Here is an 11305-nt window from a genome sequence, read left to right on the forward strand (position 1 = left end):
ATGTAGTAAGATTAATTCTGTAAAAAAGCATGTTAAGTTACGCAAAAGAGTTTAGCCCGTAATCAAAAAGAAGCAATAGGGCTACTATCGATAGGTATGTTTCTTGAATATTTTGATCTCATGCTCCTATGTACACATGGCGGTACTACTTAACGAGTTATTTTTTCCTGAAGCCGATGCACGAGCTGTTTCTCTATATTCTGCCATTGCATATTGTTCAACAATATGTATTTAGACCTATCAGTGTTTTAATATTCGGTTGGATAGGAGATACTATAGGTCGTAAGGCAACGGTCATTATTACAACTTTTTTAATGTCGCTTTGTTGTCTTATAATGGCTAATTTAAAAACTTATGCCGAAATTAGTATTACGGCGACTTTTGTAGTAACTGCGTGTCGGATCGCTCAGGGGATGTCCTCTATGGGGGAGGTAGTAGGTGCCGAGCTTTATCTAACCGAAATGACAAAAATTCTTCAACGTTATTGGGTGGTGGCTTCGCTTGTTGTTTTTGTAACTTTAGGTGCAACCGTAGCATTGGCGGTAGGAACACTTGTTACTTCTTTTGGACTTGATTGACGTATTGCATTTTGGTTTGGAGCAGCTATTGCTATAGTTGGTGCTGTTGCAAGGACAAATCTTAGGAGACTCCGGATTTCATTGATGCAAAAAGACGAATAAAGAAAACTGTAGCACAAGCGGGGATAGATAGTAATCGGCTAAAATCAATGAGGTGGCCCAATTTGTCTAGACTAAAAATTAAGATTTATGAGATATAATTTGCGTTATAATTTTACTCAATAATTTTTGTAAAATACACCTGTTCCGGAGTGAGATATTCCAATGACTGGTGCATTCTTTTTCTATTATAAAAATTTATGTAATCAGTTATAGCATTTTTTGCCTCCTTGACAGTATTTAAAACCATCAAATATATTTTTTCTTGTTTTAATGAACGCCAAAATCTTTCTATAAATACATTATCCAGGGCTCTGCCTTTGCCATCCATAATGATTTTGATTTCACGTTTAATTAGTTTATCTGTGAAATTTTTTGATGTAAATTGAGAACCTTGATCTGTATTAAAGATTTCAGGCTGACCATATTTTATTATAGCTTCTTCCAGTGCATCAATACAAAAGTCACTTTCTAAACTAATAGACACCTTCCAGCTTACAATATAACGACTAAACCTATCAATAATTGCTACCAAATATACAAATCCTTGTGCCATTCTAATATAAGTGATATCTGTACTCCATACCTGATTTACTTTAATAATTTCAACTCCTTTTAAAAGATATGGATATATTTTATGAGCTTGATTGCGCTTACTTAAGTTCATTTTAGGATAGATAGCTTCAATAGCCATTATTCTATAATAACGACTTACTGCCTCGCGACCTATTGTGATTCCAAATGGTACAAGGTGCTCAGACATTCTTCTTGCTCCAAAGTAAGGATGCTGTGTGTATATTTCATCAATTACTTGCATTATTTCTAAGTCTTTTTGGGTTAAGCCTTGTGGCTTGTAATAATAGCTAGATTTGTTAATAAACAGTAGAGTACATTGCCTAGCGATACTTAGATTACTACAATCTTTATCTACCATATTTTTTCTAATTGCCAAGTCCAAACAATGTAGATTTTTTTCAACCAGTCACGTTCAACAGTTAACTGGCCTATTTGTTCATACAATTGTTTTATTAAATCCTGATGATCTGGATCCTTGGATTGTGGCTTAATTTGAAAACCACTAATTAAATTTTCTATACCTCTTTTTTCCACTCTTGTATTTGTGTCGGATGAACTCCATATTTGCTACTAATTTGAGCTATTGTCATTTCAGCTTTTATTGTTTCTAAAACTATCTTTGTTTTTTCTGCTGCACTATATTGTTTTGCTTTTTTAGACATATAATTTCTCTTTTGTATTTGAAAATTATATCTCATTCTATCATTTTAGTAGTCCAGTTTTTGGGTACCATTATAGTTGCGGTAGATTTAGTGGTGGGTTTGAGAAGACTTGAACTTCCGACCTCACGCTTATCAGGCGTGTGCTCTAACCAGCTGAGCTACAAACCCACAATATAGAGATGTGGTGAGCTCGCCGGGATTCGAACCCGGGACCCTTTGATTAAAAGTCAAATGCTCTACCGACTGAGCTACGAGCTCTTAAATATATTTATGCTTTTTCTGTGTGTCATCCCGTGGTCAAGCCACGGGATGACATCTAAAGTATAAAATATATTCAAAAATTATGTTTTACTTTATCGCCGAAAAAGGCTAATTTGTCAACAATTATTTTTTAATTTAAATATAGGCAGTTTATGCAGCATCAGGACGTGGCTATAATTATCCCCTCAAGGCTAAGTTCAACTAGGCTTAAACAAAAACCTTTACAGCTTATCGGCTCTATAACTTTAATCGAGCGGGTATTCAAACAAGTAAATCAGGCTAACCTTGAGCATATATACGTTGCAACCGATTCGGAAGAGATAGCAAAAATTATTAAAAAAGTCGGAGGGAAAGTAATATTTACCGATAGCAATATCCCTACCGGCACTGATCGTACTTATGAAGCTTTTAAATTAATTCCAAATAATAAACATATTAATTACATAGTTAATGTACAGGGAGATATGCCTTTCATTGAACCTAGCTCTATTTTGAAAATTATAGAATATTTAAAAAACAGCGAATACGATATTGTTACACCAGTAGTAAAAGTAGATAGGGAATCAGTGGAAGCTAGTAGTAATATTACCGTAGCGGTTGACTCAGCGGGGAAAGCATTGTATTTTTCGCGTAGTCTTATTCCAAACGGTGCAGAAGAATTTTTATATCATGTAGGCATGTATGGTTTTCGCAAAAACGCTTTAGAAAAATTTGTATCTCTTAAGCCAACTTTTTTAGAAAAAACAGAACGTTTAGAACAATTACGTGTCCTTGAAAACGGTATGACTATAGGTACATGTTTAGTTGAGAATATTCCTATTTCCGTAGATACGGAAGAAGACTTAAAAAAAACAGTAAAATTTTACGAAAATATTAGTAAACTAGGTTTATAATAAATAATGGTACGTTTCATTTTTGTTACCGGCGGCGTTGTTTCATCACTCGGTAAAGGTCTAACGGCAGCATCTCTTGCTATGCTATTACAAGCGAAAGGATTTAAAGTTTGCGTACGAAAACTAGACCCTTATCTTAACGTCAACCCTGGGACTATGAATCCTCACGAACACGGGAAAGTATATGTAACGGATGACGGAGCAGAAACCAATCTAGATCCTGGCCATTATGAACGTTTTACCGGAGTTTCCTCGTGCAAGTTTGATAGCATCACGACAGGAGCGATATACTCAAAATTACTTAAAGATGAACGTTTAGGAAATTACACCGGCGTTACCGTTCAAATCATCCCGCATGTTACGAATATAATAAAAGATTTTATACTTTCAAACACCAAGGGTTTTGATTTTATTATTTGTGAAATAGGCGGTACAGTCGATGATATTGAAGGTCTACCGTTTTTTGAAGCTATAAGGCAAATCGGTAACAAATTAAAAAGCGAAAATTGTTTATTTATTCATTTAACATTATTACCTTATGTTAAAACCGCCCGTGAATTAAAAACAAAGCCTACCCAACACTCAGTTAAAGAATTACGTGCTATAGGTATTTCACCTAATATACTAGTCTGTCGTGCAAAACGTAATATTTCAAAAAGCGAAATAGATAAAATAGCTTTATTTTGTAATATAGAATCTGAATATGTTATTCCGGCAATAGATCAAAAAAATATATATTTAGTACCGATTGCGTATCATAATTCAGGTCTTGACAATAAAGTATTAAAATTTTTTAATATTAATGTCGTGCCGTCCAAATTAGATAAATGGCATGATATAATTGGTAGGCTAAAAGATTCTAATTCAAAAGTAAGAATCGCTATAATAGCTAAAAAAGATGCTTATAAATCAGTAATCGAGGCACTTGATCATGCAGGTATTTATTACAAATACAAAATTGACTTAGTATGGATAAATGCTGAAAATCTAACTGAAGAGAATATTAATAAAAAATTATTAGATATAGACGGGATTTTAGTACCGGGCGGATTTGGAAAACGGGCAACTGAAGGAAAAATTATAGCAATAAAATATGCCCGTACTAATAACATACCTTTTTTTGGAATATGTTTCGGTATGCAACTTGCGACAATCGAAATAGCTCAGAATTTAATCGGTATTAAAGATGCAGTAACGGAAGAATTTAAAGTAGACGGTACAAAAATTATTGAGAAAATAAATAAAAACCGTGAAGACTCAAAAATAACAATTGAAAATGTAAAAAAGACTATGAGGCTTGGCTCTTATCCTTGTAGTTTGGTCGCAAGTACCATTGCAGCTAATGCTTATAAAAGCCTTGAAATAAATGAGAGACATCGTCATAGATATAAATTTAATAATGAATTTCAAAATATTTTTGAAAAAAACGGAGTAGTATTTAGCGGTTTTTCAAAAGATGAAGAGATTGTAGAAATAATTGAACTACCGGCACTTCGTTGGTTTGTAGGAGTACAATTTTATCCAGAATTTAAATCTAAACCTTTTGAAGCTCATCCTTTATTTATTGAATTTGTTAAGGCTGCAATTGAGTATAATAAATGTAATTAACAACAATATATGAGACTATTTTAAAAAATCTTGATATAGTTTTTATTATAGTCTAGGTTGCATAAAAAATAATATAGCCGGACAGTTTTTGAAAAGCGTTTGATGTCATTCCCGCGAAAGCGGGAATGACATATAAAGCTCTAAGCCTTGCAAAAACATAACATTTTTAAAAACTATTCGGTACTAAAAAAATAAGCTCATAGTAAATCAATGGATGCCGTGGATTCTAACTTCACAATTTGGAATAAAGCCAGAAACAGTAAATTTAGGCATATAGTATGGCCGATTAGATCGTATGAATTAACTAAATTCATCCCGATGGCTTTACTAATGTTTTTTATTCTACTTAATCAAAACTTAGTTCGTAGTATTAAAGATAGTTTTGTTGTTACCTTAATTAGCTCGGAAGTATTGAGTTTTATCAAACTTTGGGGCGAAATGCCGATGGGAATTTTATTTGTTATCCTTTATTCTAAACTCTGTAATATTATGACAACAGAGCAGGTTTTTAGGATAATTACCGGTACTTTTTTATTTTTCTTCGCAATTTTTGGTTTTATTTTATTTCCGTACAGAGAGTTTTTTCATCCCGATCCCGAATTAGTTAAACATTATATAACCCTTCTTCCCCATTTAAAGTGGTTTTTAATAATCTGGGGACAATGGAGCTTGGTATTGTTTTATATTATGGGCGAATTATGGCCGGTTATAGTTTTTACTCTTTTATATTGGCAGCTTGCGAATAAAATTACTAAAGTCGAAGAAGCACCGAGGTTTTACTCATTTTTTACTTTATTTGGACAAACTAATTTACTCATCTCAGGAACCGTAATTATTTATTTTGCTAAGAGCGAGCATTTCTTATTACCTTTATTTTCTCATCTAAACGATACAAATGAAATCCTTTTAAAGTCTTTTATTATGGTTATTTTAATATCCGGATTAATTTGTCTAGCTCTTCATAAATTTATTGATAAATCAGTCGTAGAAGCTGACAAAAATATTAAATTTAAAAATCAAAGAACGGATATATTAAAATTAAGCTTGGTCGAAAGTGCAAAAGTAATATTGACTTCTAGATATCTCGGTTTTATTTGTCTTCTTGTAATGTCTTATTCTATGAGTATTAGCCTAATAGAAGGATTATGGATGTCAAAAGTAAAACAACTCTATCCTGCTACAAAGGATTTTATATCCTATCACGGTGAAGTGTTTTTTGGGACGGGAGTACTCACGTTAGTTAGTGCGTTTTTAGGAAGTAGTTTAATTAGAATATGCGGCTGGTTTTGGGGAGCTATTATAACACCGATTATGATGTTTGGAGCAGGTGTTATGTTCTTTTCATTCACGGTTTTTGAAAATCATCTAGGAAATATCGTAAATACTCTCGGCTATAGTTCGCCGCTTGTCGTTATAGTTTTTATCGGCGGACTTTGGCATATACTTTCCAAATCCGTAAAATATTCACTTTTTGATGCTACTAAAGAAATGGTATATATTCCGCTCGATAGTGAAATGAAGACCAAAGGTAAAGCTGCCGTTGATGTTATGGGTACTAAAATCGGTAAATCAATAGGTGCTATTATTCAATTCATATCCTTTAGTATTTTCCCGAACGCCGTACATAACGACATAGCCGGCTTATTGATGTTTAGCTTTGTAATCGTATGTCTATTATGGCTATATGGCGTGAAAGTTTTATCAAAATATTATAATAAGATGATACAACGTTGGTAAGGGTATCCATTCCTGTGAAGGCTTGCTTGCGTTGATACCTAATCGTCATGAGCTACGCAAGCCGTAGGCTGCGTGACAATCCAGTAAAAAATAAAAAGATGCTAAAGATTAGCATTTTTAAACTGGATTGCTTCGTCAAAATTTTCAATTTTTCCTCGCAATGACGGGAAAACCAATCCACGCAGGAATGACATCAAACCATACAACAAGGTCGGCTTGACCATTAGTGACAATCGTGAAATCGATCCACGTAATAGTTGATCAAACTAATGTATTTTGAGCATCTTCTCCTATTAATGTCCCCCTTCGGGGATAAGAAATCCCTCGCCTTCAGGCGAAGGGAAGATATAATGAAATTGCTTTAGCAATGAATTTATATCAAGAAACATGAGAAGTTATAGAAAGAATAGTCATAGTCAGTATGATTTAAAAGTACATCTTATATGGATACCAAAATATAGGAAGAGAGTATTGATAGGCAAAGTAGCGGAAAGGGCTAGAGATTTACTAAGGCAGATTTGTATGGAACATGAAGTATATATAATTTCAGGGAAAATATCATGTGATCACGTGCATATGTTTATCTCATATAAATCACAAATATCTCTTAGCAAGTTAGTACAGTATTTAAAAGGTAGTAGCTCAAGAATTTTATTGCAAGAATTTGCTCATTTAAGAAAACAATTTTGGGGCAATCATTTGTGGGCTAGGGGCTATATGGCGGTCAGTTCAGGTAATATAACTGATGAAATGATACAGCGCTATATTGATGAACAGGAAGGTGAACCTGTGAATGATGATCGATTTCTAATCGATTCCACTTTATAACCCCTCAGCTTATAGCTGAGGGTTCTTTAGTCCTTGATCAAGCAAATCAAAAGCCTCATCCAAGCACTTATATACTGCATTTTCTTGAGCTACTTCCGAATAATCTTCGATTAACCCTAGATTTTGACAAGTAATAACAAGTTTAGCTTTTAAACCATCACTCTCTTGATTTTCAATATAATCTAATATTATTTTTGAAACAGCTTGGCTGCTATCCTTTGCTTTTTCATATTTATTTTTTAAGCTCTGTAATCTGTCAACATATACTCTTAACCCGAATTCTGGATTAAAAGAGGTAGGAATGGAAGTATTTACAAGGGATAGAAGATATTCTATATAAGTTTTTAGCAAAAAAAACAAGAGTATCCCCTTGAAGAAATATATTACCGCATTATTTTGTTTTGTCGATGATTTTTGTAAAGTTGCTGAATATTGGATTAGTCGGTCTTTTTTACCAATTAACGCGAGTTTCGTATTAAGATGCCTAAATTATGGTTAATGAATATGCTATAATCCTTATCCTTTCAAGGTTTGTAAGAGGTGTGACAAGTTTACAATTTAATAGTTATGGTCAAAAAAGACAATTTACTAAAAATTTATGCAGTTTTAAGTACATTTTATAACAAAAACAATATTACTAATATCCTCGTAACCCAGTTACTATCAGCTATTCAGTTCCTCTATTAATACGAAACTCGCGTTAAATTTGCTTTTGTAAAATTAGTATTAGCATTATTATGCATTGTAATGTAATACTTCACCCATCTGTTTATAGTCATTCACCGTAGCACCATATTCAAGTAACATTTTGGCTTTTTTAAAATTACCTGTAACCTCTAAAGCTGTTTTATCATTCTCATCTCATATATTAGGATCAATACCTTTTTGAAGTAACTTTTTAAGATCTGCTAAGTCAGTTATATAATGTAGGGTACTTTTGTTTTCTGGGCTATCTACCGTATCAAAGCTTACATCTTTACTGTTCTTGCTATTAAGACTATTGTTAATACTAACGCATAAATCGTGAAACACATCTGGAACGGTTTTACATTCTTTTGTATTACTCCCCTTTCCCACACAAGATTTAATAATATTTATCAACTTAGAAATTTTAGGCATAGTTATTTTATTAAAATTCCATGTTTCATGGTATTTTTGACTCGGCATTATATTAATCTATTTTAATCAAAGTCAATGTGAATGGTTAATTCATAAAAATTAACCAATTAACAATATAATTTAAAAATTCTTTTTTCTTGAATGTATTTGTAATATAGTAATAGGATATTTAATATTTGTAGAGGGAGTAATGAAAAAAAATCCAAAAATCTCATTAATAGGTAGCGGTAACATAGGTGGTACGCTTGCTCACTTAATTAGCCTTAGAGAACTCGGCGATATCGTGTTATTTGATGTGGCTGAAGGAGTATCGCAAGGAAAAGCATTGGATCTCATGCAAGCCGGTACAATAGCCGGGTCTGATATCAAAATAAAAGGCACAAACGACTATAAAGATATTGAAGGATCTGATACCATAATTATTACTGCCGGTTTACCAAGAAAACCAGGGATGAGTAGAGACGATTTAATTAGCATTAACACCGGTATTATGAAAACGGTTGCAGAGAATGTTAAAAAATACGCTCCTGATGCCTTTGTAATAGTAATTACCAATCCACTTGATGTTATGGTATATGTCATGCTTAAAGAAAGCAGGCTACCTCATAATAAAGTAATAGGTATGGCAGGCGTACTTGACTCATCAAGATTTAATCTTTTTCTTGCTGAAGAATTTAAAGTATCGGTTAGCAATGTTAATAGCACGGTTCTCGGCGGTCATGGTGATGCAATGGTACCTCTTGCAAGATATTCTACAATATCAGGTGTACCGATACCTGATTTGATAAAAATGGGCTTATCAAGTAATGAGCGTATTGAAAAAATAATTGATCGTACTAGAAACGGCGGCGGTGAGATTGTTGCATTACTTAAAACAGGTTCTGCTTATTATGCTCCCGCAGCCTCAGCAATAGAAATGCTTGAAGCATATTTAAAAGATAAACGTCAAATTCTAACTTGTACCTCTTATTTACAAGGTGAGTACGGCGTACATGATTTATATGTCGGAGTACCTATTATTATCGGTAAAGAAGGTGTTCTAAAAGTAATAGAACTACAGTTAACTGCAGAGGAAAAAGCACTATTTGATAAGTCAGTCGAGGGAGTTAAAAAACTCATTGAGACGATAAAATAAATGATAAAATTATATTATTGAAGCACAAATGCAACAATATTTAAAATATTGAATTAATACTAATTATTAGTGTTGTTCATTTAACATAAATGGTATTACATTTTGGTTTATTTTTATTAATAGAGGGAAATTATGGTCCACCGGCAGGAGCATAACTAGATTCACCGTGAGAACCAATACGCTTGCCTAGTAAAATCTCATTTTTGCTATTAAAAACTATAGCGCCTATACCGATGCGTGGGTTGTTAGTCATGTCTAACTATTAACTTTTGATTGACTTATTAATATCGTATGTTAACTTCTAAAGCAAATAAAGAAATATTGCTTATTTAAATACCGTGAGCTATTTGTAGATTATATTTAATATTTACCTGTAGTTACGCGAGTTTCGTATTAATAGAGGAACTGAATAGCTGATAGTAACTGGGTTACGAGGATATTAGTAATATTGTTTTTGTTATTAAATGTACTTAAAACTGCATAAATTTTTAGTAAATTGACTTTTTTGACTATAACTATTAAATTGTAAAACTTGTCACACCTCTTACAAACCTTGAAAGGATAAGCATTATAGCATATTCATTAATCATAATTTAGGCATCTTAATACGAAACTCGCGTGTAGTTATGAATTCTACCAATCAATCACAAAATAATAGCTTAACTATCTCTTGGCTTAAGCTTGGTATTTTATCCTTGGGGTTTGCAGGTTTATATTCAATTATTTTGGTGGTATTACGTACCCCGCAATTATCAAGCTTTTTTCCAAATCCTCATATTTTCAAATCTGCTTTAATTATTCATGTTAATTTATCGGTATTAGTTTGGTTGTTGTCCGTTACGGCTAGTGTTTGGTCTATGTCATTCTCGCAACCCTCTTTGTCATTCCCGCTTTCGCGGGAATGACATACTATGCAAACTTGCTTTCCTAAGCACGATACTTATAGCCATCTCCCCAATAGCAGGGCATAATCCGGTGATGAATAATTATATACCGATGCTTGAAAATATCGTATTTATTTTGGGGTTAAGCTTATTTGGTGTTACGCTACTATTATATGCTATAAATATTTTATATTTCTTCGATTGGATGAACTTAAATAGTCTAGTTAATTTTACCGTATTATCGACTATTATAATGTTTATTTTAAGCTTTGTTTGTTTTGGATGGTCTTATAATGGTTTGCAAAACATTATCCAAATTATTCCTATCGAGATAGAATTTTATTATGAATTACTTTTTTGGAGCGGAGGTCATTTACTACAATTTATATATACTCAAATATTAATATTTATTTGGGTTAGTTTATTTAGAGAGTTAATAGCTAGAGAATTGAAATTTCAAAAATTCTATCTTTTCTTACTTTATTTAAATTTTATTTTCGGCATTATTGCTATATTCGGTCATGCGTCTTATGACATTATCGATGGAGCCTTCAAAGAATTTTATACAAATCATATGAAATATCTAGGCGGTCTTGCTCCTGTTTTATGTTTGGTCGGTATGGGGTTTGAGTTGGTATTTTTATGTCATTCCCGCGAAGGCGGGAATCCAGAAAAAAAAGAATGGATTCCTGCTTACGCGGGCATGACATACTCTATCATCAAAACCATCTTACTCTACTCCATTACTTTATTCCTACTTGGCGGACTTATAGCGATGAATATCTCAGGTATAAATGTAGTATCCCTGCTCATTATCACGGGTCTATAGTAGGGATTAGCATTGCTTGTATGGGGTATAGTTATTTGGGTATTATAGTGTCTAAAAATAACAATGTCATCCCGCGGCTTGACCACGGGATCCAAA

Annotated in this window: 11 protein-coding genes, 2 tRNA genes and 3 pseudogenes; 9 read left to right on the forward strand and 7 right to left on the reverse strand. The window is 33.0% G+C overall.

Annotation, left to right across the window (positions count from 1 at the left end):
- The first annotated feature begins 176 nt into the window (after window positions 1–176).
- Window positions 177–578 (forward strand): MFS transporter, encoded by a 402-nt coding sequence (locus tag REIS_RS14055; protein ID WP_233466333.1) that lies wholly within the window; start codon window positions 177–179, stop codon window positions 576–578.
- Window positions 579–792: 214 nt separating this feature from the next.
- Here the strand turns inward: REIS_RS14055 and REIS_RS02780 are convergent, their stop codons facing one another.
- The 4 genes from REIS_RS02780 to REIS_RS02795 all read right to left on the reverse strand — a co-directional run bounded on the left by REIS_RS02780 (window position 793) and on the right by REIS_RS02795 (window position 2173).
- Window positions 793–1611, reverse strand: a complete 819-nt coding sequence (locus REIS_RS02780; protein WP_037214179.1) for an IS3 family transposase — start codon at window positions 1609–1611, stop codon at window positions 793–795.
- Window positions 1612–1768: 157 nt separating this feature from the next.
- Entirely contained in the window at window positions 1769–1915 is a 147-nt protein-coding gene (locus REIS_RS10940) for a transposase (protein WP_008579742.1), read from the reverse strand.
- A gap of 91 nt (window positions 1916–2006) precedes the next feature.
- Window positions 2007–2083, reverse strand: a tRNA-Ile gene (locus tag REIS_RS02790).
- A 14-nt stretch (window positions 2084–2097) separates the two neighbouring features.
- Window positions 2098–2173 (reverse strand) — tRNA-Lys (locus tag REIS_RS02795).
- A 155-nt stretch (window positions 2174–2328) separates the two neighbouring features.
- On the opposite strand from REIS_RS02795, the gene REIS_RS02800 reads away from it, so the two are divergent.
- The 4 genes from REIS_RS02800 (at window position 2329) to tnpA (ending at window position 7242) form a co-directional block, all read left to right on the forward strand.
- Window positions 2329–3069, forward strand: a complete 741-nt coding sequence (locus tag REIS_RS02800; protein WP_008579743.1) for a 3-deoxy-manno-octulosonate cytidylyltransferase — start codon at window positions 2329–2331, stop codon at window positions 3067–3069.
- 6 nt (window positions 3070–3075) lie between these two features.
- A complete protein-coding gene (locus REIS_RS02805) occupies window positions 3076–4677 on the forward strand; it encodes a CTP synthase (protein WP_008579744.1) in 1602 nt (533 codons plus the stop codon).
- 210 nt (window positions 4678–4887) lie between these two features.
- Window positions 4888–6414 (forward strand): nucleotide exchange transporter Tlc2, encoded by a 1527-nt coding sequence (tlc2, locus tag REIS_RS02810; protein ID WP_008579745.1) that lies wholly within the window; start codon window positions 4888–4890, stop codon window positions 6412–6414.
- Window positions 6415–6801: 387 nt separating this feature from the next.
- On the forward strand, window positions 6802–7242 hold the full coding sequence (gene tnpA, locus REIS_RS02815; protein WP_008579324.1) for an IS200/IS605 family transposase: 441 nt from the start codon (window positions 6802–6804) through the stop codon (window positions 7240–7242).
- A gap of 9 nt (window positions 7243–7251) precedes the next feature.
- Here tnpA and REIS_RS12285 read toward each other — a convergent pair whose 3' ends face one another.
- Together REIS_RS12285 and REIS_RS02825 are read right to left on the reverse strand one after the other, a co-directional pair.
- Complete coding sequence (locus REIS_RS12285; RefSeq protein WP_081819134.1) at window positions 7252–7593, reverse strand: hypothetical protein; 342 nt, start codon at window positions 7591–7593, stop codon at window positions 7252–7254.
- A gap of 510 nt (window positions 7594–8103) precedes the next feature.
- The gene (locus tag REIS_RS02825; RefSeq protein WP_241760915.1) at window positions 8104–8361 is read right to left on the reverse strand and encodes a hypothetical protein; all 258 of its coding nucleotides are present in this window, start codon (window positions 8359–8361) and stop codon (window positions 8104–8106) included.
- A 190-nt stretch (window positions 8362–8551) separates the two neighbouring features.
- On the opposite strand from REIS_RS02825, the gene mdh reads away from it, so the two are divergent.
- On the forward strand, window positions 8552–9496 hold the full coding sequence (gene mdh, locus REIS_RS02830; RefSeq protein ID WP_008579750.1) for a malate dehydrogenase: 945 nt from the start codon (window positions 8552–8554) through the stop codon (window positions 9494–9496).
- A 136-nt stretch (window positions 9497–9632) separates the two neighbouring features.
- Here mdh and REIS_RS02835 read toward each other — a convergent pair.
- A pseudogene (locus REIS_RS02835) lies at window positions 9633–9749 on the reverse strand (ADP-ribose pyrophosphatase); the annotation flags it as partial.
- Between the two features lie 373 nt (window positions 9750–10122).
- On the opposite strand from REIS_RS02835, the gene REIS_RS16990 reads away from it, so the two are divergent.
- The 3 genes and pseudogenes from REIS_RS16990 to REIS_RS17000 all read left to right on the forward strand — a co-directional run.
- Window positions 10123–10401 carry a hypothetical protein gene (locus REIS_RS16990; protein ID WP_187767761.1) on the forward strand — a complete coding sequence of 93 codons (279 nt, stop codon included), beginning with the start codon at window positions 10123–10125 and terminating at the stop codon, window positions 10399–10401.
- Window positions 10402–10408: 7 nt separating this feature from the next.
- Window positions 10409–11021, forward strand: a pseudogene (locus REIS_RS16995) (hypothetical protein); the annotation flags it as partial.
- Window positions 11022–11095: 74 nt separating this feature from the next.
- A pseudogene (locus REIS_RS17000) lies at window positions 11096–11305 on the forward strand (hypothetical protein); the annotation flags it as partial.

The sequence above is a fragment of the Rickettsia endosymbiont of Ixodes scapularis genome (genome assembly GCF_000160735.1).
GTDB lineage: Bacteria > Pseudomonadota > Alphaproteobacteria > Rickettsiales > Rickettsiaceae > Rickettsia > Rickettsia tamurae.

Coding starts and splice junctions, on each gene's coding strand:
- REIS_RS14055 (WP_233466333.1), top strand. CDS start 177: ATGCACGAGCTGTTTCTCTATATTCTGCCATTGCATATTGTTCAACAA.
- REIS_RS02780 (WP_037214179.1), bottom strand. CDS start 1,611: ATGGTAGATAAAGATTGTAGTAATCTAAGTATCGCTAGGCAATGTACT.
- REIS_RS10940 (WP_008579742.1), bottom strand. CDS start 1,915: ATGTCTAAAAAAGCAAAACAATATAGTGCAGCAGAAAAAACAAAGATA.
- REIS_RS02800 (WP_008579743.1), top strand. CDS start 2,329: ATGCAGCATCAGGACGTGGCTATAATTATCCCCTCAAGGCTAAGTTCA.
- REIS_RS02805 (WP_008579744.1), top strand. CDS start 3,076: ATGGTACGTTTCATTTTTGTTACCGGCGGCGTTGTTTCATCACTCGGT.
- tlc2 (WP_008579745.1), top strand. CDS start 4,888: ATGGATGCCGTGGATTCTAACTTCACAATTTGGAATAAAGCCAGAAAC.
- tnpA (WP_008579324.1), top strand. CDS start 6,802: ATGAGAAGTTATAGAAAGAATAGTCATAGTCAGTATGATTTAAAAGTA.
- REIS_RS02825 (WP_241760915.1), bottom strand. CDS start 8,361: ATGCCTAAAATTTCTAAGTTGATAAATATTATTAAATCTTGTGTGGGA.
- mdh (WP_008579750.1), top strand. CDS start 8,552: ATGAAAAAAAATCCAAAAATCTCATTAATAGGTAGCGGTAACATAGGT.
- REIS_RS16990 (WP_187767761.1), top strand. CDS start 10,123: ATGAATTCTACCAATCAATCACAAAATAATAGCTTAACTATCTCTTGG.